22 protein-coding genes are annotated in these 24,841 nt (G+C 64.6%); 10 read left to right on the top strand and 12 right to left on the bottom strand.

What is annotated here, in order from left to right; all coding sequences use genetic code 11:
• Positions 1-39: 39 nt before the first annotated feature.
• From IB235_RS20925 to IB235_RS20935, 3 genes are read left to right on the top strand one after another with little or no spacing between them, the layout of a single operon-like run.
• Positions 40-2,829, top strand: a complete 2,790-nt coding sequence (locus tag IB235_RS20925) for a molybdopterin oxidoreductase family protein (RefSeq protein ID WP_192338374.1) — start codon at positions 40-42, stop codon at positions 2,827-2,829.
• Positions 2,826-3,563: a 4Fe-4S dicluster domain-containing protein gene (locus tag IB235_RS20930; protein ID WP_192338395.1), complete on the top strand. Its 738-nt coding sequence runs from the start codon at positions 2,826-2,828 to the stop codon at positions 3,561-3,563. Before IB235_RS20925 ends, IB235_RS20930 begins: the two co-directional genes overlap by 4 nt.
• Positions 3,563-4,453, top strand: coding sequence for a DmsC/YnfH family molybdoenzyme membrane anchor subunit (locus IB235_RS20935; protein ID WP_192338375.1), 891 nt, complete (start codon positions 3,563-3,565; stop codon positions 4,451-4,453). The genes IB235_RS20930 and IB235_RS20935 overlap by 1 nt, the downstream gene beginning before the upstream one ends.
• Here the strand turns inward: IB235_RS20935 and iolB are convergent.
• From iolB to IB235_RS20995, 12 genes are all read right to left on the bottom strand, one after another.
• A complete protein-coding gene (gene iolB, locus IB235_RS20940; RefSeq protein WP_192338376.1) occupies positions 4,450-5,253 on the bottom strand; it encodes a 5-deoxy-glucuronate isomerase in 804 nt (267 codons plus the stop codon). The two genes, IB235_RS20935 and iolB, sit on opposite strands and share 4 nt — an antisense overlap.
• 77 nt (positions 5,254-5,330) lie before the next feature.
• Positions 5,331-6,242, bottom strand: a complete 912-nt coding sequence (gene iolE / locus IB235_RS20945) for a myo-inosose-2 dehydratase (RefSeq protein WP_192338377.1) — start codon at positions 6,240-6,242, stop codon at positions 5,331-5,333.
• A gap of 12 nt (positions 6,243-6,254) precedes the next feature.
• Positions 6,255-8,084, bottom strand: coding sequence for a 3D-(3,5/4)-trihydroxycyclohexane-1,2-dione acylhydrolase (decyclizing) (iolD, locus tag IB235_RS20950; RefSeq protein ID WP_192338378.1), 1,830 nt, complete (start codon positions 8,082-8,084; stop codon positions 6,255-6,257).
• Between the two features lie 97 nt (positions 8,085-8,181).
• Complete coding sequence (gene iolC, locus IB235_RS20955) at positions 8,182-10,104, bottom strand: 5-dehydro-2-deoxygluconokinase (RefSeq protein WP_192338379.1); 1,923 nt, start codon at positions 10,102-10,104, stop codon at positions 8,182-8,184.
• An 8-nt stretch (positions 10,105-10,112) separates the two neighbouring features.
• On the bottom strand, positions 10,113-11,213 hold the full coding sequence (locus tag IB235_RS20960) for a Gfo/Idh/MocA family protein (RefSeq protein ID WP_225612512.1): 1,101 nt from the start codon (positions 11,211-11,213) through the stop codon (positions 10,113-10,115).
• A gap of 8 nt (positions 11,214-11,221) precedes the next feature.
• The gene (locus IB235_RS20965) at positions 11,222-12,007 is read right to left on the bottom strand and encodes a TIM barrel protein (RefSeq protein ID WP_225612513.1); all 786 of its coding nucleotides are present in this window, start codon (positions 12,005-12,007) and stop codon (positions 11,222-11,224) included.
• A 21-nt stretch (positions 12,008-12,028) separates the two neighbouring features.
• Positions 12,029-13,039, bottom strand: coding sequence for a Gfo/Idh/MocA family protein (locus IB235_RS20970; protein ID WP_192338382.1), 1,011 nt, complete (start codon positions 13,037-13,039; stop codon positions 12,029-12,031).
• Positions 13,040-13,049: 10 nt separating this feature from the next.
• Entirely contained in the window at positions 13,050-13,949 is a 900-nt protein-coding gene (locus IB235_RS20975; protein WP_192338383.1) for a sugar phosphate isomerase/epimerase family protein, read from the bottom strand.
• A 106-nt stretch (positions 13,950-14,055) separates the two neighbouring features.
• Positions 14,056-15,075, bottom strand: a complete 1,020-nt coding sequence (locus IB235_RS20980) for an ABC transporter permease (protein ID WP_192338384.1) — start codon at positions 15,073-15,075, stop codon at positions 14,056-14,058.
• Positions 15,076-15,090: 15 nt separating this feature from the next.
• Complete coding sequence (locus IB235_RS20985; RefSeq protein WP_192338385.1) at positions 15,091-16,629, bottom strand: sugar ABC transporter ATP-binding protein; 1,539 nt, start codon at positions 16,627-16,629, stop codon at positions 15,091-15,093.
• A gap of 54 nt (positions 16,630-16,683) precedes the next feature.
• Entirely contained in the window at positions 16,684-17,628 is a 945-nt protein-coding gene (locus IB235_RS20990) for a sugar ABC transporter substrate-binding protein (RefSeq protein ID WP_192338386.1), read from the bottom strand.
• A gap of 221 nt (positions 17,629-17,849) precedes the next feature.
• Positions 17,850-18,878 (bottom strand): LacI family DNA-binding transcriptional regulator, encoded by a 1,029-nt coding sequence (locus IB235_RS20995; protein WP_192338387.1) that lies wholly within the window; start codon positions 18,876-18,878, stop codon positions 17,850-17,852.
• A 195-nt stretch (positions 18,879-19,073) separates the two neighbouring features.
• On the opposite strand from IB235_RS20995, the gene IB235_RS21000 reads away from it, so the two are divergent.
• The 7 genes from IB235_RS21000 to IB235_RS21030 form a co-directional block, all read left to right on the top strand.
• Positions 19,074-20,132: a type III polyketide synthase gene (locus IB235_RS21000; RefSeq protein WP_192338388.1), complete on the top strand. Its 1,059-nt coding sequence runs from the start codon at positions 19,074-19,076 to the stop codon at positions 20,130-20,132.
• Positions 20,133-20,618 (top strand): isoprenylcysteine carboxyl methyltransferase family protein, encoded by a 486-nt coding sequence (locus IB235_RS21005; RefSeq protein WP_192338389.1) that lies wholly within the window; start codon positions 20,133-20,135, stop codon positions 20,616-20,618.
• Positions 20,619-20,726: 108 nt separating this feature from the next.
• On the top strand, positions 20,727-21,743 hold the full coding sequence (locus IB235_RS21010) for a zinc-dependent alcohol dehydrogenase family protein (protein ID WP_192338390.1): 1,017 nt from the start codon (positions 20,727-20,729) through the stop codon (positions 21,741-21,743).
• 20 nt (positions 21,744-21,763) lie between these two features.
• The gene (locus IB235_RS21015; protein WP_192338391.1) at positions 21,764-22,168 is read left to right on the top strand and encodes a cupin domain-containing protein; all 405 of its coding nucleotides are present in this window, start codon (positions 21,764-21,766) and stop codon (positions 22,166-22,168) included.
• 13 nt (positions 22,169-22,181) lie between these two features.
• The gene (locus IB235_RS21020) at positions 22,182-23,624 is read left to right on the top strand and encodes an MFS transporter (protein WP_192338392.1); all 1,443 of its coding nucleotides are present in this window, start codon (positions 22,182-22,184) and stop codon (positions 23,622-23,624) included.
• A gap of 42 nt (positions 23,625-23,666) precedes the next feature.
• A complete protein-coding gene (locus IB235_RS21025; RefSeq protein ID WP_192338393.1) occupies positions 23,667-24,560 on the top strand; it encodes a LysR family transcriptional regulator in 894 nt (297 codons plus the stop codon).
• A gap of 154 nt (positions 24,561-24,714) precedes the next feature.
• The coding region (locus tag IB235_RS21030; protein ID WP_192336856.1) for a cytochrome ubiquinol oxidase subunit I at positions 24,715-24,841 on the top strand (127 nt) is incomplete at its 3' end.

A 24,841-nucleotide genomic window follows, 5' to 3' on the forward strand; every position in this document is an offset into this window, starting at 1 on the left:
TGCGAACCAGCCATCTGCCCCGGAAGGAGCCGTCCTGCCATGAATCAGCCGATCATCGATACCTCGCCCAAGGTCTCGGACGAGGTGCGCAAGACGACCTGCTACATGTGCGCCTGTCGTTGCGGGATCAATGTCCACATGAAGGATGGCAAGGTCGCCTATATCGAAGGCAACCGCGACCATCCGGTGAACAAGGGCGTGCTATGTGCCAAGGGCTCGGCGGGGATCATGCAGATCAACGCGCCGTCACGCTTGCGCGCGCCGCTGCGCCGGGTCGGGCCGCGCGGCTCGGGCCAGTTTCAGGAAATCTCATGGGCCGAGGCGCTGGACACCGCCAGCGACTGGCTGACCCGTATCCGCAAGACCGACCCCTCGAAGCTGGCCTTTTTCACTGGGCGCGACCAGTCGCAGTCTTTCACCAGCTTCTGGGCGCAGGCCTTTGGCACGCCAAATTACGCGGCGCATGGCGGCTTTTGTTCGGTCAACATGGCGACCGCGGGCATCTACACCATGGGCGGGGCGTTCTGGGAGTTTGGCCAGCCCGATTGGGAGCGGACCAAGCTGTTCGTCCTGTTCGGCGTGGCCGAGGACCATGACAGCAACCCGATCAAGATCGGCATCGGCAAGCTGAAATCGCGCGGCGCGCGGATCGTCGGCGTGAACCCGATCCGCTCGGGCTACAATGCCGTTGCCGATGACTGGCTGGGGATCACGCCGGGCACGGACGGGTTGCTGATCCTGTCGCTGGTCCATTGCCTGATGGCGGCGGGGCGGATCGATCTGGACTATCTGGCCCGCTACACCAACGCGCCCCTACTGATCGACGATGCAACCGGACTGATCCTGAGGGGTCCTGACGACCGCCCCTTGGTCATCGACCGTGCGTCCGGCGCGCTGGTGCCCTTTGATCAGATGGGCGTGCGCCCCGACCTGAACGCTCACCATCCCGGCCACCGCACCGTGTTGCAACTGATGGCGGAACGCTATCTGCAACCCGAATACGCCCCCGAGGCCGTGGCCGAGCGTTGCGGCATCCCCGCGCCGCGTATTCGGGCGCTGGCCGATGAAATCGCCCGCGTCGCCTTTGATCAGGCGATCACGCTGGACCGTCCATGGACCGACTTTCGGGGCGAGAAACATGACCGCATGCTGGGCCGCCCGGTGGCGTTCCACGCGATGCGCGGCATCTCGGCCCATTCGAACGGGTTCCAGACCTGCCGCGCCCTGCATGTGCTGCAGATCCTGATCGGCTCGGTCGAGGTGCCGGGCGGCTTCCGTTTCAAGCCGCCCTATCCCAAACCGGTCGAGGCCCATCCCGTCCCCCATTGCAAATCGCAGCCCGATCACCCGCTGGACGGCCCGCATCTGGGCTTTGTGCGCGGCCCCGAACATCTGGCGCTGCGCGAGGATGGCACCCCCGCCCGCATCGACAAGGCGTTTACGTGGGAAAACCCGATGTCGGCGCATGGGCTGATGCATATGGTGATCTCGAACGCGCATGCCGGCGATCCCTACCGCATCGATACGTTGTTCCTGTATATGGCGAACATGTCGTGGAACTCGTCCATGAACACGCGCGGCGTCATCGAGATGCTGACCGACAAGGACGAGAATGGCGATTACGTCATCCCCCGGATCATCTATTCCGACGCCTATAGCTCGGAAATGGTGGCCTATGCCGACCTGATCCTGCCCGATACCACCTATCTGGAACGTCACGATTGCATCAGCCTGCTGGACCGCCCGATTTGCGAGGCGGGCGCGGCGGCCGATGCGATCCGCTGGCCGGTGATCCAGCCAGATCGCGACGTGCGCGGTTTTCAGACCGTGCTGATCGAACTGGCGAACCTGATGGAGCTGCCGGGCTTCGTGCGCAAGGATGGCAGCGCGATCTATCGCGACTATGCCGATTACATCGTCAACCACCAGCGCAAGCCCGGTATCGGCCCGCTGTCGGGCTATCGCGGCAATGGCGACCAGACCGGGCGCGGTGCGCCCAATGCCGACCAGCTTGACCGCTACATCCGCAATGGCGGCTTTCACGTCACCCACATCCCCGGCAATGCCGAGTTCTACAAGCCGTGGAACGTCGCCTATCAGGAATGGGCCGTCGGCATGGGCTTTTACGACAAGCCGATGCCCTATTTGTTCCAGCTTTATGTCGAGCCGATGCGCAAGTTCCAGCGCGCCGCCGAAGGCCATGGCGAACGCCAGCCCCCCGACCATCTGCGCGACCAGCTGCGCCGGGTCATGGACCCCTTGCCGATCTGGTATCCGCCGTTCGAGGACGGCAATGTCGATCCCACGGAATATCCCCTGCACGCTCTGACCCAACGCCCGATGGCGATGTATCACAGCTGGGGCACGCAGAATGCGTGGCTGCGCCAGATCCACGGGCAAAACCCGCTTTATGTCTCGCATAAGGTCTGGCAGCAGCACGGCTTTGCCGAAGGGGACTGGGCGCGGCTCAGTTCGGTCCATGGCGCGATTACGGTGCCCGTGGCGCTGCATGGCGGGCTGAACCCCGACACGGTCTGGACATGGAACGCCATCGGCAAGCGCAAGGGGGCATGGGCCCTGTCCGAGGACGCGCCCGAAGCGACCAAGGGTTTCCTGCTCAACCACCTGATCCATGAGTTGCAGCCCAGCCGTGGCGATGGTTTGCGCTGGTCAAACTCGGACCCGATCACCGGTCAGGCGGCATGGTTCGACCTGCGGGTCAAGATCGAGCGGGTCGAACCGCAGACCGAATGCGACCCGCATTTCGACGCCATCGCCTCGCCCGTCGGGCGGGGGCCCAAGGACCTGACATGGAAGGTGGGGCAATGACCTGTCTGCCGCAAACCACGACGCGCAAGCTGGGACTGGTCATCGATCTGGATACCTGCGTCGGCTGCCATGCCTGCGTGATCAGTTGCAAAGGCTGGAACACCGAGAATTACGGCGCGGCCCTGTCCGATATCGACGCCTACGGTGCCCAACCTGCCGGGACATTCCTGAACCGTGTCCACAGCTATGAGGTCGAACCCGCCAACGGCTGCGCGACCCAGACGGTACATTTCCCGAAATCCTGCCTGCATTGCGAAGACGCGCCATGCGTCACCGTTTGCCCGACCGGTGCCAGCTACAAGCGGGCCGAGGATGGCATCGTTCTGGTCAATGAGGATGCCTGCATCGGCTGCGGCCTTTGCGCCTGGGCCTGCCCCTACGGTGCGCGTGAACTGGACGCGGCGGCCGGTGTGATGAAGAAATGCACCCTTTGCGTCGACCGCATCTATAACGAGAACCTGCCCGAGGAGGATCGCGTCCCCGCCTGCGTCCGCACCTGTCCGGCGGGTGCCCGCCATTTCGGCGATCTGGGCGATCCCTCCAGCGCCGTCAGCCAATTGGTCGAAAGCCGCGGAGGCTTTGACCTGATGCCGGAACTCGGCACCAAACCCGTCAACAAATACCTGCCGCCACGGCCCAAGGACCGGCTGCAAGGGGTGGCCAGCGAACCTGCCGCTGCCCCCTCTGCGACCGGCTTTTTCGCATGGCTCGACCGCGCTCTGGAGAAGATCTGATGCATCCCGCCCCTTCGGTCATTGTGTTCACCGTCCTGTCGGGCGCGGGGTTCGGATATCTGGCGTTTCTGGGTCTGGGCCTGTCCACCGGCACCGGCGCGGTCGCCTTCTGGCAATTCGCGCTTGGCTTCGGGATGGCGGTGGCGGGGCTGGTCTCATCGACCTTCCATCTGGGCAATCCCCAGCGGGCGCTGCTGGCCTTTACCCAATGGCGGACCAGTTGGCTCAGCCGCGAGGCATGGGCCTCTTGCGCGGCGCTGCTGGTCATGGCGGGCTTCGCTGTGGCTGCGATCTTCTTCGGGCGCATCCTGAATGTCGTGGGCGTGCTGGGGGCGTCGCTGTGTTTGGCGACCGTCGTTGCGACCTCGATGATCTATGCGCAAATGGCGACGGTGCCGCGCTGGAACAGCCCGCTGACACCCGGATATTTCATCGCCTGCGCGCTGACCGCAGGCGCGATCCTGTCGGCGCAGAACCATCTGGCGGTGGTTTTCCTGATCGGTTTGGCCTTGATCCAGACGGTCTGCTGGCAACGCGGCGACCGCCGCTTCACAGAGCGCGGCCACAGCATCGCCTCGGCCACCGGGCTGGGCAGCAAGGGGCGCACGCGCCTGTTCGAGGCCCCGCATACCGGCACGAATTACCTGCTGAAGGAATTCGGCTTTCACGTCGCCCGCCGCCACGCCGCCAAACTGCGGGTGATCGGCATGGCGCTGCTTTGCGTGCTGCCGGCGCTGATCCTGTCCATCGCCACGGGGGGGATGGCGGTGGCGCTGGCCTTCGTGATCCATCTGGCAGGCGCCTTCGTCTCGCGCTGGCTGTTCTTTGCCGAGGCCGAGCATGTCGTCCAGCTGTACTATGGGTACCAGCCGCAGGGGGCGACGGGCTAGGTCTTGGGGACCAGCCGCTCCATCTCGGGGGCAACGACAAAGCGCCATTTGCGCAGCGGCCCGGCCATGACGTTCAGGTAATACATGCCAAAGCCATGCGGCGCGGCGCAGGGATGGTGGCCGCGCGGCACCAGCACCACGTCGCCATCGCGGACCGCCATCACCTCGTCCAGACTGCCGTCATCGGTGTAGACGCGCTGGACACCCCAGCCATCGCCGGGATCAAGGCGGTGATAGTAGGTCTCCTCCAGATAGGTGACGCGGGGAAAGTCGTCCTCATCATGGCGGTGGCTGGGATATGAGGACCAGTTCCCGGCCGGGGTGAACACCTCGGTCACCAACAGGCTGTCGCAGTAATCCTCCGCCTCCATGGCGATATTGTTGATCCAGCGGGTGTTGCTGCCCTCGCCGCGCTGGGACAGGGTGATGCCATCCGGCCCGATCCGCCGCACCTTGTGCCCACCCGAACCGGGGGCGCTGCACACAGCGATGATGCAGTCGGTGACCGCCCGTGCGCGCCAGCCCTGGTCATTCGGGACATAAAGGCAATGCGGCGGCGTCCGTTCAAAGACGCTCATCCGCTCGCCCAATACGCCCCAATCCTGCCCGGCGGCGTGGATTTCGGCCTTGCCCTCGACCATGACCAGCATCACCTCGCTCGTGCCGGTCGCCTCCTGAGCTTCCTCGCCTGCCCGCAGCCGGTACAGCGAAAAGCCGACATAGCGCCAGCCCGCCGATTGCGGGGTGATCTCATGCACCTTGCCATGGGTGCCAAAGGGTTTGCGCAGAAGTGTGCCCATCTGGATGACCTTGTTCTTTCTTGTAGAAATATCCTCGGGGGGTGCGGGGGGCAGACAGCCCCCCGCCCTTTTCGCGGTCAGGCGGGAATGCTTTGGTCCAGCCCGGCTTCCAGCGCCGCCGCCTTCAACGCCTTCAGCCCCATCGACTGGTATTCCAGCGGGTTGCGGATCAGCGGGTCCTGCTCGGCCTCGATCACCAGCCAGCCATCATAACCGGCCCCGGCCAGTATCCGCAGCAAAGGCACGAAATCGATCGCGCCTTCGGGATCGCCCGGCACGGTGAATGCTCCGGCCAGCACGCCCTGAATGAAGGACAGGTTTTCGGCCAGCACGCGCCGGGTTACGGGCAGGCGGATGTTCTTGGCATGGAAATGCGCGACGCGGACGACATGCCGGGCCAGCACTTCTTCGGGATTTCCGCCGCCAAAGGCGCAATGCCCCGCATCGAACAGCAGATGCGTCGCGGGTCCGGTCGCGGCCATGAAGGCGTCGATTTCCTCAGGGCTTTCGACCACCGTGCCCATATGGTGGTGATAGGCCAGCGTAATGCCCTGCGCTGCCAGATAGGCCGCGAATTCCTCGATCTTGCGGCCGAACTCGGCCATCTCGGCGGCGCTCAGCCGCGGCCGGTCGTTCACCGGCACATCTGCCCGCCCATGGACCGTGTTCGAACATTCGCAGACAATGCAGACCTTGCAATCATTGGCCTTCAGCTTGGCCAGATGGGATTGCACTGCGGCGATCTCGTCCTCGACGCTGCGGGTCAGAAGTTCCGTCGAATACCAGCCCGAGATGAACTTCAGCCCATACCGACCCAGAAGAGATTTCAGCGCCTGCGGGTCATCGGGCCAGCGATGGCCGTTCTCGATCCCGTCAAAACCGATGACCTCGCCCGCCTCATGCAGGATCTGCTCGGTCGGGATATGCGCGCCGATCGACTGGTCGTCGTCATTGGCCCAGGCAATGGGATTGGTGCCATAGCGGATCATGTCATGTGTCCTTCAATTGACCAGCGCCTGACGGCGGGTGTTGTCGATATACTTGGAGTAGGCTTCACGCAGCTTCGCGCTGCCGCCGATCTCGGGGACGGCCACGTCCCACCAATGGCCGCCGCCAGCCTCGCCGGGGCCATGGGTCGGGTCGGTGTCGATGACGATCACCGTCGGAATATCGCGGCCGCGCGCAGCGTGGATCTGCGCCTCAAGATCGGCGATGTCGGTCGCCTTGACCGCATGCGCGCCCATCGACGCGGCATGGGCGACATAGTCGATCTGCGGCTGCGCCTCGATATTGCAGTCCTTGTAGAGGTTGTTGAACTCCTCGCCGCCGCAACCCTGCTGAAGGCGATTGATGCAGCCATAGCCGCGGTTGTCGGTCAGGATGACGGTAAAGGGCACGCGCCGCATCACCGCCGTCGCCAGCTCGGAGTTGGCCATCATGTAGCTGCCGTCGCCGACGAAGCACAGCACCTCGCGCCGGGGCAAGGCCAGCTTAATCCCCATCGCACCCGCGATCTCATAGCCCATGCAGGAATAGCCGTATTCCATGTGATAGCCGCCCTGCGCGGGCTGCCACAGCAGCTTCAGCGCGCCGGGCATGGTCCCTGCCGCGCACATGGCGATGCTCTCAGGGGTCGAGGCCCGCTGCACCGCCCCGATCACCTGCGCATCGGTCGGCAGGGCATTGCCATCGGCGGGTGCGGCGCAATGGGCATCGACCGCGGCCAGCCAGTCCGCGCGGGCCTGCGTGTCGAAACGCTCGATGCGATGATCGTCCAGCAGTGCGGTCAGTCCTTCCAGCGCCACGCGCGCATCGGCAACCAGGCTCAGCGCCCCATGCTTGCTTGCGTCATAAGGCTGCACATTGATCGACACGAGTTGCCCTGAAAACAGCGTCCGGGAACCGGTGGTGAAATCCTGCAGGCGCGTACCGATCCCGATCACCAGATCCGCCTGCGTCAGCGCGGCATTGGCCGCAGCCGAGCCGTCAACGCCCGAGGCCCCCAGATTTAGCGGATGCGCCTGCGCCAGCGCTGATTTCCCGGCCTGCGTCTCGGCCACCGGAATGCCATGATCTTCGGCGAACTGCGCCAGTGCCGCTTCCGCACCCGAATAGATGACGCCCCCGCCACAGACGATCACCGGGCGCTTGGCCTGCCGGATCAGCCCGGCCACTTCGGCCAGTTCCGCGGCATCCGGGGCAGGGCGGCGAATGCGCCAGACCTTGGGCGCAAAGAACGCCTCGGGCCAGTCATGGGCCTCGGCCTGCACATCCTGACAAAAGGCCAGACAGACCGGCCCGCAATTGGCCGGATCGGTCATCACTCGCAGCGCGCGGGGCAGGGCGGTCAGCAACTGCTCGGCCCGCTGGATGCGGTCGAAATAGCGGACCACCGGCCGGAAGCAGTCATTGGCAGAAATCGTGCCGTCGTCGAAATCCTCGACCTGCTGCAAGACCGGATCGGGGCGGCGGTTGGCAAAGACATCGCCCGCGATGAACAGGACCGGCAGGCGGTTCACATGCGCCAGAGCTGCCGCCGTGACCATATTCGTCGCCCCCGGCCCGATCGAGCTGGTCACCGCTTGCGCCCGTTTGCGCGCGCTCGCCTTGGCATAGGCGATGGCGGCATGGGCCATGGTCTGTTCGTTCTGGCCGCGCCATGTCGGCAGCGCCGCGCCGATCCCGTGCAGGGCCTCGCCCAGACCGGCGACATTGCCATGACCAAAGATCGCCCAGACCCCCTCGATGAAACGCTCGCCATCCTCGGTCATCTGCACCGACAGCCAGCGCACCATGGCCTGTGCCGCCGTCAGCCTGATCGTCCCGTTCATGCCTGTCCTCCGCCTGCTTCTTTCTTGCCCAAATATCCCGGGGTGAATTGGCCGCAGGCCAAGAGGGGCAGAGCCCCTTCCTCTCGACCCGACCCGCTCATGCCGCCACCTGCGCCGCAGCGCGCGCCCGGTCCCAGATGCCGCAAAGCCGGGCAAACCGCTGGGCCATCTCGGTCACGGCGGCCTCATCTGCGATCTCGCCCGCGAACCAGCGCCGCGCCACCTCGCCAAAGATCGTCCGCCCGACGGCAAAGCCCCGGACCAGATCGAAGCCCGCAGCGACCTCGAAACTGGCGGCCAGCTCGGCCTCGGGTGCATCCAGCCCCAGCACCACGATCCCGCGGGTATGGGGGTCGTTCTCCTCGATCGCGGCAATGGCATTGGCCCATCCGGCCCGCGTTCGCATCGGCTCCAGCTTCCACCAATCGGGCCAGATCCCCGCCGCATAGAACTGCCGGATCAGGGTGGCGCTGGTCATGTCATCGACCGGCCCGACCTTCGACGGAATGATTTCCAGCAGGAATTCCAGATCGTTGCGGCGCGCGGCTGCGAACAGGCGCTTGACCTCGGCCTCTTGCGCGGCGCGCGTCGGCGCGTCATCGTCGGGGTGGCAGAAGCACAGCACCTTGACCACGTTCTCGCGCGCCCATTCGCCCAAGGCTCCGCAATCCGGGCCAAGTTCCGGCTCAAGCCGCAAGGGACGCGATCCGGGATCCTCGCAAGGCCGCCCGATCCACAGCCCCGCGCCCGAGGCCCGGTGCAGTGCCCGCCGCCCGATCCGATTGTCGCACAGAATGCCATGGCCGGGTTGCCCGTCCGCGACATCCAGCGCGGCTTGCAGGCAAAGCTCCTTGAAGGCACCGCCCTTTTCCAGTGTATAGCCCGGCATTTGCTCAAGCTGCATCCGGTGGTCAAAGGCAAAGACCCGCATCTGCGACCAATCCCCGCCGACGCGACGATGGCGATTGGTCGACCAGTGGATCTGCTCCAGAGCCTCGTCATTTCTCAGGTCAGGCCGGATCACGCCGCGCTTCAGGAAGAACTCCAGCTCCGCCAGCGACGGATAGGCGGGGGTGCAGCCATGGCGGCTGACCGCAAAAGCCCCGCAGGCATTGGCATATTCCAAGGCCTTGGGCCAATTCTCGCCATCAAGCCAGCCCTTCATCAGCCCCGAAAAGAAGCCATCCCCCGCGCCCAACACGTTGAAGACCTCGATCGGGAAACCGGGGCCGGTTTCGCCCGCATCCAGACTGCTGGGGATGTCCCCGGCAAAGGCTACCGCACCCTTGGCCCCGCGCTTGCAGACCAGCACCGCCCCAGTGACCGCCCGCACCGCGCGTAGCGCCGCAAGCGTGTCGGTGCTGCCGCCGGCGATATGGAATTCCTCCTCGGTGCCGACGATCAAATCGAACAGATGCAGCGTCGATTGCAGCTTTTGCGTGACCCGCGCGCTTTCTACAAAGCGGCTTTCGCCCGCGCCATGCCCCGCCACGCCCCACAGGTTCGGGCGATAATCGATGTCCAGCGCCGTCCTTGCGCCATGCTTGCGGGCAAGGGTGAGGGCCTTCAGCACCGCAGCCTCGGTCCGCGGGTTCGACAGATGGGTGCCGGTCGCCAGCACGCTGCGGGTCTGGGCGATCAGGGCTTCGTCAATGTCACCCTCGCAAAGCGCCATATCGGCGCAATTCTCGCGATAGAAGATCAGCGGAAACTGGTCCTCGTCGCGGATGCCAAGGATGACCAGCGCGGTGAGGCGCTCGGGGTCGGTAGTGACGCCGCGCGTATCCACCCCCTCGCGGGTCAGCTGCTCGCGGATGAAGCGGCCCATATGCTCGTCACCGACGCGGGTGATCAGGCCCGATTTCAGCCCCAACCGCGCGGTACCGCAGGCGATATTGGTGGGCGAGCCACCGATATACTTGCGGAAACTGCCCATATCCTCCAGCCGCCCGCCGATCTGCGCGCCGTAAAGATCGACGCCCGCGCGCCCGATGGTGATCACATCAAGGGTCTTGGTCATCTTGTTCCTCACAATTGCACCGGGCGCCCGTTCGAGGTCGCCATGGCATGGATGACGCGCTCGATCTCCAGCCCGGCCGCGAAATCGGGACCGCAGGGCGGCCCCCCGGCAATGGCCGAGACCAGATCGCGCGCCTCGATCACCTTCTGTTCGTTGAAGCCGAAATTATGGCCCGGCGCGGGGCAGAAGGCGGCGAAATCGGGCTGGTCGGGACCGGTCAGGTGGCGGGTGAACCCGGCCTCTCCGGTCCGGTGGACCCAAAGCTGGTTCATATTTTCCTGATCGAAGACGATGGTCCCATCCGCGCCATGAACCTCCCATTGAAGCCGGCATTTTCGGCCGCGCGCGACGCGCGAGGTCGCAAAAGAGCCCTGCGCGCCGCTGGAAAACCGCAGCAGTGCCAGCGCAGAATCCTCATTCTCGACCGGCTTTGCGCCCTCGGGCGAGGGGCGCGTCGGGATCGAGATCTGGGTCTGTGCCGTCACCTCGGCCACTGGTCCCATCAGCGCGACCATCTGGCTGACCAGATGGCAGCCCAGATCGCCAAGCGCGCCCAATCCCCCCTCGGCATGGGTCATCCGCCACGACCAAGGCAGGTCGGGGTCAGCGGAATAATCCTCGTCATAGACACCGCGAAAGGCATGGGGCTGGCCGATTACGCCGGATTGCATCAGCCCGACCGCCGCCTGAAACGCGGGCGAGCGCAGGTAGTTATAGCCAAGGATCGTCACCTGCCCCGGATGCTCTGCAGCCAGATCGGCCATGGATTGCGCATCCGCCAGCGTCAGCGCCATCGGTTTTTCCAGCCAGACGTGCTTACCCGCCCGCAAGGCCGCCTCGGCCATGGGTCGGTGCATCCCGTTCGGCGTGGTGATCGAGACCACATCCACCGCCGGATCACTGACCGCCGCTTGCCAGTCGGCTGTCGCACGGGCAAAGCCGAATTGTGCGGCATAGGCGCGGGCGCGGTCCTCGGGCATGTCGCACAGCACCTCCAGCCGGTGATGCGCGCCGCCGAAGGTGGCGGCGACCGTGCGCCATGCCATGGCGTGGCATTTGCCCATGAAGCCGGTGCCGATCAGCGCGACGCCAAGGGATTTCTGTGGCATCACGCGGCTCATGCGGGCTGCTCCAGATGGGCGCGGATGCCCGCCATGCTTTCGGCCAAGGCCGCCTGCGGGTCGGGCAGGTCATGCACCGCTGGCGCGAAGGGCTCGAAGCTGAACGGCCCTTCATAGCCGCCCGCCAGAAGCGCGCGGATCTGTGCGATATTCTCCAGTCGGTCGGAGCCGTCGACCAGCACGCGATGCGGGTCCAGCATCTCGGCCACCGAAACCGTCGGATCGGTCACGCCCGAGATATGCACAAGGCCGGTCCGGCGCGGATAGAACTGGGTTTCCCCGGCAAGGTGGTGGTGGAAGGTGTCATGGACCAGCCGGAAGGTGCCGTCATCGCCGGTTTCCGTGATCGCGGCGATGGCCTCGGCCTTGGTCCGAAGCGAGCTGATCGGAAAGCCCAGCGGCTCGACCAGCCCGGTCAGCCCGCGCGATTTCAGGATGGGTTTCAATGCATCCAGCGCCGCGACCACCTGCGAATGAGGAACCTTGCGGCCGTCATTCAGCGGGCACATGACCAGCGCCTTGGCCCCGCAGGCGGCGGCGTAATCGGCCATGGCCAAGGCCCGGTCGGGCAGGTCGCCCGACCACAGGTTGAACGGATAAAGCGCGTTGATCGAGATGATCGTGACCCCGACCGCATCCGCCGCCGCCTTGACCTCGGCAGGGCTTCGCGTGCCGACCACATCGGGCAGGTCGTTGCGGATCTCGACCTCGGTCGCGCCGAGCGCGCGCGCCATGGCGAAGAATTCCTCAAGGGAAAGTTTCGGCGCGGCGATATGGTTCATGGCGAAACGCATAAGCTGACCTCAGGCGTAAAGGGCGGGACGGGTGGGCAGGGTGATCGGCACGGATTGCCCCTCGACCTCTTGCGCCGCGACGCAGGCATCCGAGGTGACGGCGGCCATGTAGCCATCCCATGAGGTCGGACCGCTGGCCGTGCCTTGGGCTGCCGCCTTCAGGAAATCCTGCAGCTCGACATCGTAAGAGGCCACAAAACGATCCTTCCAGTCGGTCAGAATGTCGTTTTGCAGTTTCGCATCCAACCGCATGCGGATCGAGACCGGCTCGGGCAGTTTCGCGATCCCGTCCTCGCCCACGACCTCGCATTGGATGTCATAGCCGTAATGGCAGTTCACGAAGACCTCGGTGTTGATGACCGTGCCCTTGGCGGTGGTCAGGGTCACGATCTGCGGATCGCGCAGTTTGGCATGGGTCCGCGCGCAGGAACGCGGGAAGGTCACGCGGGCCGAGACATAGTCGTCATCCAGCAGCCAGCGGAACACGTCGATTTCGTGGATCAGGGTGTCATGGATGGCCATGGGGGTGACATAGGCTTCCGGCACGGTCGGGTTCCTGTGCGCGGCATGGACCATGATCGGCGCGCCGATGCGTGTATCCACGACCTTTTTCAGCGCGACATAGCCTTCGTCATAGCGACGCATGAAGCCGACCTGCACCAGACGTTTGCCATGTGCCACCTCGGCATCAACGATGCGGCGCGCACCATCTGCCGTGGTCGCGAGCGGCTTTTCGCAGAAGCATGGCTTGCCGGCGGCGATGGCGGCCAGCACGTATTCCTCATGCGTGGCGCCCCAGCTTGTCACCAGAACGGCATCGACATCGGCGGCGGCGATCAACTCTTGCCCGGTGGCGTAGACGGTGGCGTCGGGGGCGATGTCGGCGCGGACCGCCTCGGCCGAGGCGCGGTTCACGTCGCTGAGCGCGACGATCGTGCCGCCTGACAGGACATGCTGGATGCGGCGGGCGTGATCGCGGCCGATGGCTCCGGTGCCGATGACACCAATTCTGACAGTCATGTTCTGGGCCTCATTTCCAATATTGATCGATGTATTTTTGCATTTCGGCCCGCATGAAGCGGCCGGACTGGTCTGCCTTGTCTTCCCAGGCGAAGACGCAGGCGGTCATGATCCCGTCAAAGCCGATCTCGGCCAGCGTCCCGAAGAAATCGTCCCAAGGCACTTCGCCCTGACCGATATTCAGATGCTGGTGAACGCGGGCCTGCGTGCCGGGCGGGTTCAGGATGTAGCGCAGGCCCGAACTGGCCTTGTGGTTGAAGGTGTCTCCAACATGGACATGCGCCAGAACATCGGCCGCCTCGCGCAGCATGGCGCGTGTGTCGTCGCCGAAATAGAAGGTATGGGGCGCGCAATAGAGGAACTTCACCCGCGGGCTGTTCACGGTGCGGATGATGTCGAGGGCGGGTTGCAGGGTCTCGCACCAATCCTCGGGGTGCGGCTCGACATGCAGGTTGATCCCCTCGCGCTCAAGGATCGGGACCAGCTCCTCCATGCTGCGCCACCAGGCATCCTCGCAGGCCTCGATCATGCTGCCGGTGTGGCAGCAGTAGCAGCTGCCCTTGTCGGGATGCGGGCCGCGGCCAAATTCGCTGTTCATGGTGTCGACGCCCAGTTCGACGGCGATTTCGATGGCGCGTTTCCAGTGCTTCACCGCCGCTTGACGCTCGACCTCATCGTTGCTGGCCCAGCGATACATCGGAAGCAGGCTGGCAATGCCGACGCCCTCGTCCTTCAGCGCCTTTTTCAAAGACTTGATGCGGTCGGGAAAGACACGGGGGGCCTTGAACCATTCAAGGAAATCGCCGCGCGGGGAAAGCTCGATCCAGTCATAGCCCAACTCGCGGACCTTGGCCGGGATCTGCTCCAGCGGCAGATGGCGATGCATGAAAGGGTCAATCGCGATGCGCATGAGGGGGCCTTTCAGAGAAAGAAAAAAGCGGGCGGGGTCAGCTTTCGGCAGGGAGGAGCACCCCGCCCGCAGGGGGAGGAACGACGAAGGCTAGGGAAGGTCTGGGTCAGCTGGTCTTGCGGCGCTTGCGCTGGCGGTGGACATCGGCGACCACGGCGGCGACGATGATCACGCCCTTGATCATTTCCTGGTAATAGGCGTCCAGCCGCAGGAAGGTGAAACCCGAGATGATGACACCAAAGATGATCATCCCGATCGCCGTCCCAAGGACCGAGCCGCGCCCGCCATTCAGCGACACGCCGCCGATCACGGCCATGGCGATGGCGTCAAGCTCATAGGCCAAGCCCATCCCGGCCTGCGCGGTCTGACCGCGCGCTGCCACCACCATCCCGGCCAAGGCCGCCAGCATCGCGGCGATGACATAGACCTTGACCAGGTGCTGTTCGACATTGATGCCGGACACGCGGGCTGCCTGAGCATTCGCGCCGATGGCATAGGTGAACTTGCCGTAGCGGGTGTATTTCATCGCGATATGGAACACGAGGGCGACCAGGATGAAGATCGCCACCGGCATCATGCCCTTGCCAAGCGCCGCGAAACCGTCGGTCGGGAAGCTGACCGGCTGGCCCTTGGTGTACCACTTGGCAAAGCCGCGGACGGTGACCATCGTGCCCAATGTGGCGATGAAGGGCGGGATCTTGGTATAGGCGATCAGCCAGCCATTGATGAAGCCGACCAGCGCGCCAAAGGACAGCCCGACCAGCAGCGGCACGATCATCGGCAGGTCGGTCAGCGCCGGATAGACGGCGCGGGCATAGCTGGAGACCTGCGCCACCGACATCGCGACCATCGCCACCGCGCCCACGACGGACCCCGATGACAGGTCGATCCCGCCCGAGATGATGACCTGCGTCACCCCCACGGCGATGATGCCGATGACCGAGACCTGCAGGATCATGATCTTGAGCCGGTTCAATGAGAACAGGAAACTCTGCCCCTGAAAGATCCAGCCAAGGATTTCGAAGACCAGCGCGATGCCCACAAGGACCATCAGGATGTTGACCTCGGCTGGCAGGCGTCTTTGGCCCGCGGCGCTCGCATTGGCAGGGATGGTTTGGGTATTCATCGGGTTCCCCCCTATTTACCTGGCAGCCAGTTCCATGACCCGGACCTGATCCGCCTCGGCGCGATCAAGGAAGCCCGAGACATGGCCTTCGTGCATGACCATGATCCGGTCGGACATGCCCAGAACCTCGGGCAGTTCGGACGAGATCATCAGGACGGCGACGCCCTGTCCGGCAAGCTGCGTGATCAGGCGGTGGATTTCGGATTTCGCGCCGACATCGATGCCGCGCGTCGGCTCGTCTAGGATCAGGATGCGCGGCCGGGTCAGCAGCCAGCGCGCGATCAGCAGTTTCTGTTGGTTGCCCCCGGACAGGTTCTCGACCGTCTCGTTCAGGTTCGGCGTCTTGACCCGCAGCTTGGCTGCCATGTCCTCGGCCAGCTTCGTCACCGTTTTCTGGTCGATAAAGCCCGCCTTGACATGGTCGCGGGTGATCAGGGCCGACTGGATGTTTTCCAGACAGTTGAGAACCAGAAAGCAGCCGGTTTCCTTGCGATCCTCGGTCAGGAAGGCAAGGCCATGTTCCATGGCGGCCTTGGGACTGCTGATCTGGACCGCCTTGCCGTCGATCAGAATTTCGCCCGAGGCGGCGGGATGCACGCCAAAGATCGCCTCGGCCACGTTTGAGCGTTTCGAGCCGACCAGCCCGGCCAGCCCAAGGATCTCGCCCTTGCGCAATTGAAAGCTGATATCGTCGAAGACGCCGGGCAGGGTCAGGTTCCTGACCTCAAGCACGACATCACCGATGGGGCAGTCCACTTTCGGGAACATGTCGGTGATCTCGCGTCCGACCATCATGCGGATGATGTCGTCGCGGGTCACATCGCTGGCATTATGCGTGCCGACATATTTCCCATCGCGGAAAACGGTGAATTCATCCGCGATCTCGAAAAGCTCGCTCATCTTGTGGGTGATATAGACGATGCCGACGCCCTGTTCGCGCAGGTCGCGGATGATCGCGAACAGATGCGCCACTTCGGATTCGGTGATGGCGCTGGTTGGCTCATCCATGATCAGCACGTCGGAATTGTGGCTGACCGCCTTGGCGATCTCGACCATCTGCTTTTGCGCGACGGTCAGGTCGGCGACCTGCGCCAAGGGGTTCAGCCGGATGTTCAGCCGGTCGAACAACTCCTGCGTCATCGCCGCCATCCGGGCATGGTCGATCAGGCCAAAGCGGGTCTTCGGCTCGCGCCGGATCCAGATGTTTTCGGCGACCGTCATCGGATTCATCAGCAGCAGTTCCTGATGGATCATCGAGATGCCCTGCTCCAGCGCATCCAGCGGCGATTTCAGCGTCACCGGCTGGCCGCGCAGAAGAATTTCTCCGGCATCGGGCTGGTAGATGCCCGCGATGATCTTCATCAGCGTGGACTTGCCTGCGCCATTCTCGCCCATCAGGGCATGAACGCTGCCGGGGCGGATCTTCAGCTGCACATCATCCAGCGCCACCACGCCGGGAAATTCCTTGCGGATGCCGCGGATCGACAGCACGCCGTCCTCGGCGATGTTCTGCTTCACGCGGTCGATGGCGCGCCGGGTTGTCGCACTGATCATCCTGCATTCTCCTGTTCGCTGGGGCAGGGGGCGTGCCCCCTGCCGCCCTGCATGTCAGTTCTTTTGCTGGTACGAGGCGAGGTTCGCAGGCGTGACCAGTTCGAAGGGCACGAAGTTGCTTTTCTCGATGGCCTCGCCCTTGGCGAGCTTCAGCGCCGCGTCGACCGCGCCCTGACCCTGACCGGCGGCGTTCTGGAACACGGTCACGTCCAGATCGCCCGCCGCCATGGCCGCCAGCGCGTCCTGCGTCGCATCGACCCCGGCCACGATCACGTCCTTCATGTCGCGCCCCGAGCCTTTCAGCGCCTGAATCGCCCCGATCGCCATTTCGTCGTTGTTGGACACCACCGCGTCGAATTCGAGGCCCGCGGTAATCCAGTTGGTCATCAGGTCGGCGCCTTGGGTGCGCGACCAGTTCGCGGTTTGCTCCTCGACGATGGTCATGAAGCTGCAATCGGGCGTCGCGATGACGTCCTTGATGTCCTGCGTGCGCTGACGGGCGGCCTGGTTCGACAATTCGCCCATCAGGACGACGATCTTGGCCTCGGTCTTGCCGGCTTCCTTCAGCAGGCGGCAGACTTCCTGCGTTTCCAGCGTACCGGATTCGCGTTCGTCCGAGGCGACGAAGGCCTGCTTCTCGGGCAGGGCGTCCAGGTTCACCGGCTGACGGTTGACATAGACCAGCGGGATGCCCGCCGCCGCCGCCGCGTCCGACATGGCGACCGTGGCGTCGGTATCGACCGGGTTCACGATGATCGCGTCGACGCCCGAGGCCACGAAGTTCTGGATCTGGTTCAGCTGCTTGCCGACGTCGTTCTGCGCGTCCTCGATCTGCAGCGTCACACCGTCCTTGGTCTTGGCATAATCGCTCATGCCATTGCGCAAGACGGTCAGGAAGTTGTCATCGAACAGCGCCATCGACACGCCGATATTTTCGGCATGGGCGACGGAACCCATCAGCGCCGATGTCAGGGCACTGGCAATCAGGATTTTCTTCATTCTCGTTCCTCCCCTCAGGGCGTCCGGCGCGCCCGTTTCGCAGGAGGGATCGGACGCCCGTGGCGCCTTGCTCCTCCCAACCGGTCAGCTATGGGGTGGCGCTCTCCTCAGCTGACCACCCGAGGCAAGTCTTCGGTCAGAGCGCGATTCCGGTCAACAGTGCTGAGAGGGGTTCCCGCATCATCCGTGATAGAAAATAATCACGAAATGATGTAAAACCATCAGATACTTTCAGGCGTCCACAGTGTCGGAACAACGAAGCGCTGGCCGGGATTTTCGGCCATGCCATTTTCGATCGTGTGGATGATGGTGGTCATCAGATCGGCGCAAAGTTCCCGCAGCGGTGTCTGGAAAACGCCGGTGATGCGACGCTCCAGCAGGGCCTGACGGGATTCGGGCGTCATCTCGTGGACAAGGCAAGAAATGCGCTCGGCGGCATTGCCTTCGCGCAGCGCGGCTATGGCCCCCTCCATCCCGCCGCCCGCGCAATAGACCCCGACCAGATCGGGATGACGGGACATGACGCCCAACAGGGCCTCTTGTGTCAGCTGCCGGGCCTCAAGATTGACGATGGCGTCCAGCACCTCGAATTCGGGGGCATATTCGCGGATATAGGCGCGAAACCCGGCCTCGCGAAGCGCATGGCCGTGATAGCGATGGCCGCCGACGAACAGCGCCATCTTGCCGGGCTGCGGCGCGATGCGCGACAATAGCCAGGCGGCGGTTCGGCCTACCTTCATGTTATTGGTGCCAAAATAGCCTTCACGCTCGCCTTGGGCGAAGTCCGACAGCAGCGAAAAGGTCGGGATACCGCGCGCCCGCAGCGTCGATACGGCATTGGTCACGTCGTGATGGTCCAGCCCGGTCGCGGCGACGGCATGGACCTTGCCCGCGGTCTGCAGCAGCAGCTGCGCGACCTCGGCAGGTTCGGAAGATTGCGCGAAACTGATCGAGACGCGCAGGCGTCGGTCATGCACCTCGGCTGCGGCCTGCGTCAGATTGGCGGCAAAGCTTTGGTAAAAGGCGTGGCGTTCCTTTTGCAGCACGATGCCCACGCGATATTCCGGCATGTCCGCCAGCAGCCGCTGCCGGATCGCGTTGGCGCCATGATAGCCGATGCGTTCGGCCGCCTCCGACACCTTGCGCGCGGTTTCGTCCCGCACGGGCAATCGGCCGTTCAGCACCCGGTCGACGGTGGCTGTGCTGACGCCGGCGGCGTGCGCGAGGTCATGGATCGTTGGTCGCTTCATGATCGATTCTGAAAAAATTGCATCTTGATGACATCATCAATGATATGAACCATCATCGCAATCACGAAGGGGCTTGTGACAAAATGGCGATGCGATCCTCACCCATGATCAAATCTACAGAACCAGAGTCACGACCTGTCGGGTTCGGGCGTTATGCTTGGTTGTCCCACGCAGCAGGTCACCGGAGCAGCCGACATGCTTGACGTCCAATCCCGAACGGCGGTGCGTCTTTTGTCGCTGGCCAGCGCCTTGCCGCCCAATATCCTGCCGCAGCCCGAGGTGATCGCGGAATCCCGCCGCCTGCTTAGCCCGCGTTTCGCGCAATTCGACCGGCTGGCCACAGCCTTTGAGAATGCCGGGATCGACAAGCGCCATTCGGTGGTGCCAATCGATTGGTTCCGCGACCAGCATGGATGGGTCGAGCGCACCCGCGCCTATGTCGAGGGGGCGACCGATCTGCATGTCGAGGTGACGGGCATGGCGCTGGCCCGGGCGGGGCTGCGCGCAGATCAGGTCGATGTCATCGTCACCATCTCCTCGACCGGGGTGATGACGCCGACGCTTGAGGCGGTGGTGGCCGAACGGCTGGGCTTTCGCAACGATGTCATGCGCGTTCCGGTTTTCGGGCTGGGTTGCGCGGGCGGGGTCTCGGGCCTTGCGATCGCGCGGGATCTGGCCGCCGCGCGACCGGGGGCGGCGGTGCTGCTGGTCTCGGTCGAGGCGTGTACCGTCCTTTTCCGCATGGACCGGCTGACCAAGGCCGACATCATCGCCACCGCCATTTTCGGTGACGGGGCCGCCGCCGCCATCCTTCGCGCCGGTGATGCCCGTGACGATGCCCAACCCGAAATCGGCGCGGGGCTGCAGCATATGTGGCCCGACACGCTGGATATCATGGGCTGGACGATCGAGGAAAGCGGACTCGGCGTGGTCTTTGACCGCTCGATCCCGGTCTTCGCCGAGGCCGAGCTGCGTGCCGCCTTGGACGGGTTGCTGCCGGATCGCAAGATCGACCGCTATGTCTGCCATCCGGGCGGAGCCAAGGTGATCGTGGCGCTGGAAACCGCGCTGGATCTGGATGAGGGCACATTGGACGCGGAACGCCGCGTGCTGGCACAGGCCGGCAACATGTCCTCGCCCACCGTGCTTTTCGTGCTGGAGGAAGTGCTGCGTTCCGGCCAGCGCGGCGATTTGCTGGCGTTGGCGCTTGGACCGGGTTTCACGCTGTCGGCCATTCCGATCCGGGTGGCCTGAATGCAGCCGGGCGCGCTGGCCTTCATCCTGTTCCTGATCCTGCAACGCCTGACCGAGCTGGCGATTGCGCAGCGAAATACCCGACGATTGCTGGCCCGAGGCGCGGTCGAGCATGGCGCGGGACATTACCCGCTGATTGTCCTGCTGCATGTGTGTTGGCTGTTGGCGATTGCGGTGCTGGGCCGCAACAATCCGGTGCATCTGCCATGGCTGGCGCTGTTCGCCCTGCTGCAACTGGCCCGGATTTGGGTGCTGGTCAGCCTTGGCCCGCGCTGGACCACCCGTATCATCGTTCTGGATGCGCCGCTGGTGAAGCGCGGTCCCTATCGCCTGATCCGCCACCCGAATTACGCCGTCGTCGTGGCCGAGATCTTTGTCGCGCCAATGGTGCTGGGCCTGTGGCAGGTGGCACTGCTGTTCACCGTTCTGAACGCCGCGGTGCTGGCCATCCGCATCCGGGCCGAAAGCCGGGCACTGGGGTTCTAGCGTGCCCGGTCCATTCATATTTCCAGTTCATAACCCCATGCGGGATTAAGTGTCTAATCCTGCGCGTGTCAGGGTGTATGTTGGCGCCATCACGAAAGGAGGTGCCAGATGCTGGCGACCATGCTTTACGGACCGGGCGACCTGCGCTTTGAGGAAGTGCCCGAGCCCCGGATCGAGAAACCGACAGATGCGATCATCCGGCTGGCGGCGTCCTGTGTCTGCGGCTCGGACCTGTGGCCGTTCCGCGGCTTGCAGGATGTGAAGGCGCCTCAGGCCATGGGCCATGAATATTGCGGCGTGGTGGTCGAGGTGGGCAGCGCCGTCACCAGCGTCCGGCCCGGTCAGTTCATTGTCGGCTCGTTCTGCATCTCGGACAATACCTGCCCGCATTGCCGTTTCGGCTTCCAGTCCTCGTGTGAGAATATCGAGTTCATGAAGGGCGCTCAGGCCCCGCTGGCACGGGTGCCTCTGGCTGACGGGACCTTGGTCGCCACGCCGGACATTCCGTCCGACGATCTGATCCCCGGACTTCTGGCGGCATCGGACGTGCTGGGCACGGGCTGGTATGCGGCGGATGCGGCGCAGGTGCAGCCCGGTGCGACGGTTGCCGTGGTGGGTGACGGCGCGGTCGGGCTGATGGCGGTTCTGGCCGCCCGGCAGATGGGTGCCACCCGCATCATCGCGATGAGCCGCCACAAGTCGCGGCAGGATCTGGCGCTGGAATTCGGCGCGACCGATATCGTCACCGAACGCGGCGAGGACGGCATTGCCCGGATCAAAGAGATGACCGGCAATGTCGGCGCGGATTGCGTGCTGGAATGCGTCGGAACCGAACAATCGATGCAACAGGCGATCTATGCGGCGCGGCCCGGCGGCCATATCGGCTATGTCGGCGTGCCCCATGGCGTGACCTTTGACGGGGCGAAGCTGTTCTTTGCGCAGCGCAGTATGTTGGGAGGCCCCGCACCGGTGCGCCGCTTCCTGCCCGATCTGATCGACCTTGTCCTGTCGCGCAAGATCGATCCCGGCAAGGTCTTCGATCTTGAACTTCCACTGTCCGATGTGGCCGAGGGCTACCGCGCCATGGATGAGCGCCGCGCCATCAAGTCCTTGCTGCGGGTCTGATATATCGAAAGGAATTGATCATGGAAATCAAGCGCAACGGCACATCGCCTTCGGTGCGTGGTCCGGCGGAATGGTTCACCGGGAATGTCCGCCTCGACACGCCCTTCGCGGCGACAGCCCCGGCGCGGGCGGGCGGGGCCATCGTCACCTTTGAGCCGGGCGCGCGCACGGCATGGCACACGCATCCTTTGGGACAGATGCTGATCGTGACGGCAGGTCTGGGCCTTGCACAGCGCGAGGGCGGCCCGATCGAGGAGATCCGCCCCGGCGACACCATCTGGTTCGCCCCCGGCGAAAGGCACTGGCATGGCGCGTCGCCCGATGTCGCCATGACCCATGTGGCGATTGCCGAGGCGCAGGACGGGCGCGTGGTCGATTGGCTGGAACACGTCAGCGACGCCGAATATCCCGCGAAACGGGGCTGAAAAGGATCTGAACATGGCAAGCGCAACCTTGCCCGACCCGACCGGCCTTGCCGGAGCGGGAGGGCGGTCCGATGCCGCACGCGCGGTGCTGATCGTCGTGCTGGCCAGCTATCTGATGATCCTGCTGGACACCTCGATCGTGATTACCGGCCTGCCGGATATCCGCGATGGGTTGGGCTTTTCGCCCACGGGCCTCAGTTGGGTGCAAAACAGCTATACGCTGGCCTTTGGCGGTTTCCTGATGCTGGGGGCGCGGGCGGGCGATCTGCTGGGCCGCCGTCGGGTCTATCTGGCCGGGGTGGCGCTGTTCACGCTGGCCTCGGCGGGCGTCGGGCTGGCACCAAGCCCGTCGGCCTTGCTTGCGGCCCGCGCCGTGCAGGGCATTGGCGCGGCGATCCTTGCGCCGACGACGCTGGCGCTGCTGTCGACCCATTTCGCCGAGGGCGAGCCGCGCAACCGCGCCCTGTCGCAATACGCGGCGACGGCGGGCATCGGTGCAAGCCTTGGGCTGGTGCTGGGCGGCATCTTTGCGGGTTGGCTGTCATGGCGGGTGGGTTTTCTGATGAACGTGCCGGTGGGGGTGGCGCTGTATCTGGCCGCCGCGCGCCTGCTGGAGGAAAGCCCGGTCTCGGGCGGTCGCGTGAATATTGCCGGGGCGCTCAGCTCTACGCTGGGCATGGCGGCATTGGTCTATGGCATCGTGCGTTCCGCCGACAGCGGCTGGCGGGACGCGCTGACCCTTGCCAGCGTGGCGGTCGGCGTGGTGCTGATCGCGGGCTTCCTGATCCTTCAGGCCCGCAGCGCGCAACCCTTGTTGCCCCTGCGGCTGCTGGCAGATCGAGGACGTGCCGGGGCCTATGCGGCGCGGGCGCTGTTTCTGGGCGCGATGGTCAGCTTCTTCTTTTTCAGCACCCAGTTGATGCAGGGCGTGCTGCATATGACGCCGGTGCAGGCCGGTTTCGGCTTTCTGCCGATGACGGTGGTGACCTTCGCGGCCTCGCTGATGCTGCCGCGCCTGTTGCGGCGTTTCGGCAGCGGTCCGGTTCTGGCGGCGGCCTTTGCCTGTGCGGCACTCGGGCTGGTCTGGCTGGCGCAGGCCGGGGCGGGGGCGGGCTATGCAACCGCGGTGGCACTGCCGATGCTGCTCATCGGCTTGGGCAATGGCACGGCGCTTGCGCCGCTGACCGTGGCCGGGGTGCGAGGGGTTGCGGCGCGGGATGCGGGCGCGGCCTCGGGTCTGGTCAACGTGGCGCATCAACTGGGCGGCACGTTGGGGCTGGCGCTGATGGTCACGGTCTTTGCCTCGGCGATGCGGGATGCGCCTGTCTCGGACGCGGCACTGGCGCATGGCATCGGGGCCGGGCTTTACGGTGCTGCGGTCTTGCAGGTGCTGGGCCTGATGGTCACGCTGGTTTTCGTGATCCCCGCCGAAAAGACCGCGATTGATCCAGCATGATCTGGTATAAGTCGCGTTATGAACATGACGGATGGTTCATGAATGAAGCGCGATGAACTGGGCGATCTGGTCGCTTTCCTTGCCGTTTATGAGGAGCGCAGCTTTACCCGCGCGGCGGCGCGGCTGGGAACTTCGCAATCGGCGCTGAGCCATACCGTCAAGCGGCTCGAGAGCCGTCTGGCCCTGCGGCTGCTGTCCCGCACCACGCGCAATGTCGCGCCGACCGAGGCGGGCGAGAAGCTGGCCGAGGCGCTGCGCCCGGCGCTGGACGATATCGAGGCGCGGCTGGGCAGTCTGGCCGCGCTGCGCGAACGTCCGGCGGGCAATATCCGCATCACCTCCAGCCGTGATGCCGCGCGGCAGATCCTGTTTCCCAAGGTCTGCGAGCTGATGCGGGAACATCCCGACATCAATGTCGAGATCGCCGTCGACCATCGCTTCACCGATATCGTCGCCGAACGCTTCGACGCGGGGGTGCGGCTGGGCGAAAGCGTCGAAAAGGACATGATCGCCCTGCGGATCGGGCCGGACATGCGGATGCTGGTCGTGGGCTCGCCCGCGTTTCTGGCCGCGCATGGTCGCCCCGGAACACCCGCCGACCTGACCCGGCAGAATTGCATCAACCTGCGCCTTGCCACGCTGGGCGGGCTTTATGCATGGGAACTGGGCCGCGACGACCGGGCGATGAACGTCAAGGTCGCCGGGCAGTTCACCTGCAACGACCCCGAAATGATCATCGAGGCGGCGCTGGCCGGGCTGGGCCTGTGCTGCCTGCCTGATCAGCATCTGAAACCGTGGATCGACAGCGGCGAACTGATCCCGGTGCTTGAGGACTGGTGTCCCAGCTTTCCGGGCTATCACCTTTACTACCCTTCGCGGCTGCAGGCCTCGCCCGCCTTTGCGCTGCTGCTGGCCAAGCTGCGCTGGCGGGGCTAGCGCGGTCAAGCCGATAGGCGGAACGGCCCGGATGCGCTAAGCTGCTGAATTTGGAAGGACCACGGACCGGATCGGGCCCCCGATCATCGGAAATCTGGAGGCCAGACATGCGCGACATCCCCAGCCATCGCCCTCAGCGACAGGAGCGCGTCGGATGTTTACGCTGAGTGCGTTGGAGTTGGCGCGAGTTCAGTTTGGTTTCACGGTGTCGTTTCACATTGTGTTTCCGGCGATCACGATTGGTCTGGCGAGCTATCTGGCGGTGCTGGAGGGGTTGTGGC

Source organism: Paracoccus sp. PAR01, from assembly GCF_014851995.1.
Taxonomy (GTDB): Bacteria; Pseudomonadota; Alphaproteobacteria; order Rhodobacterales; family Rhodobacteraceae; genus Paracoccus; species Paracoccus litorisediminis.

Bases quoted from the DNA above. Each gene is read 5' to 3' on its own strand.
- IB235_RS20960 (WP_225612512.1), bottom strand. From the start codon at position 11,213: ATGCCACAGAAATCCCTTGGCGTCGCGCTGATCGGCACCGGCTTCATG.
- IB235_RS20995 (WP_192338387.1), bottom strand. From the start codon at position 18,878: ATGAAGCGACCAACGATCCATGACCTCGCGCACGCCGCCGGCGTCAGC.
- IB235_RS21015 (WP_192338391.1), top strand. From the start codon at position 21,764: ATGGAAATCAAGCGCAACGGCACATCGCCTTCGGTGCGTGGTCCGGCG.
- IB235_RS20925 (WP_192338374.1), top strand. From the start codon at position 40: ATGAATCAGCCGATCATCGATACCTCGCCCAAGGTCTCGGACGAGGTG.
- IB235_RS20975 (WP_192338383.1), bottom strand. From the start codon at position 13,949: ATGCGCATCGCGATTGACCCTTTCATGCATCGCCATCTGCCGCTGGAG.
- IB235_RS21010 (WP_192338390.1), top strand. From the start codon at position 20,727: ATGCTGGCGACCATGCTTTACGGACCGGGCGACCTGCGCTTTGAGGAA.
- IB235_RS21000 (WP_192338388.1), top strand. From the start codon at position 19,074: ATGCTTGACGTCCAATCCCGAACGGCGGTGCGTCTTTTGTCGCTGGCC.
- IB235_RS20935 (WP_192338375.1), top strand. From the start codon at position 3,563: ATGCATCCCGCCCCTTCGGTCATTGTGTTCACCGTCCTGTCGGGCGCG.
- IB235_RS20930 (WP_192338395.1), top strand. From the start codon at position 2,826: ATGACCTGTCTGCCGCAAACCACGACGCGCAAGCTGGGACTGGTCATC.
- IB235_RS21020 (WP_192338392.1), top strand. From the start codon at position 22,182: ATGGCAAGCGCAACCTTGCCCGACCCGACCGGCCTTGCCGGAGCGGGA.
- IB235_RS20965 (WP_225612513.1), bottom strand. From the start codon at position 12,007: ATGAACCATATCGCCGCGCCGAAACTTTCCCTTGAGGAATTCTTCGCC.
- iolE (WP_192338377.1), bottom strand. From the start codon at position 6,242: ATGATCCGCTATGGCACCAATCCCATTGCCTGGGCCAATGACGACGAC.
- IB235_RS20990 (WP_192338386.1), bottom strand. From the start codon at position 17,628: ATGAAGAAAATCCTGATTGCCAGTGCCCTGACATCGGCGCTGATGGGT.
- IB235_RS21005 (WP_192338389.1), top strand. From the start codon at position 20,133: ATGCAGCCGGGCGCGCTGGCCTTCATCCTGTTCCTGATCCTGCAACGC.
- iolD (WP_192338378.1), bottom strand. From the start codon at position 8,084: ATGAACGGGACGATCAGGCTGACGGCGGCACAGGCCATGGTGCGCTGG.
- IB235_RS20985 (WP_192338385.1), bottom strand. From the start codon at position 16,629: ATGATCAGTGCGACAACCCGGCGCGCCATCGACCGCGTGAAGCAGAAC.
- IB235_RS21025 (WP_192338393.1), top strand. From the start codon at position 23,667: ATGAAGCGCGATGAACTGGGCGATCTGGTCGCTTTCCTTGCCGTTTAT.
- iolB (WP_192338376.1), bottom strand. From the start codon at position 5,253: ATGGGCACACTTCTGCGCAAACCCTTTGGCACCCATGGCAAGGTGCAT.
- IB235_RS20980 (WP_192338384.1), bottom strand. From the start codon at position 15,075: ATGAATACCCAAACCATCCCTGCCAATGCGAGCGCCGCGGGCCAAAGA.
- iolC (WP_192338379.1), bottom strand. From the start codon at position 10,104: ATGACCAAGACCCTTGATGTGATCACCATCGGGCGCGCGGGCGTCGAT.
- IB235_RS20970 (WP_192338382.1), bottom strand. From the start codon at position 13,039: ATGACTGTCAGAATTGGTGTCATCGGCACCGGAGCCATCGGCCGCGAT.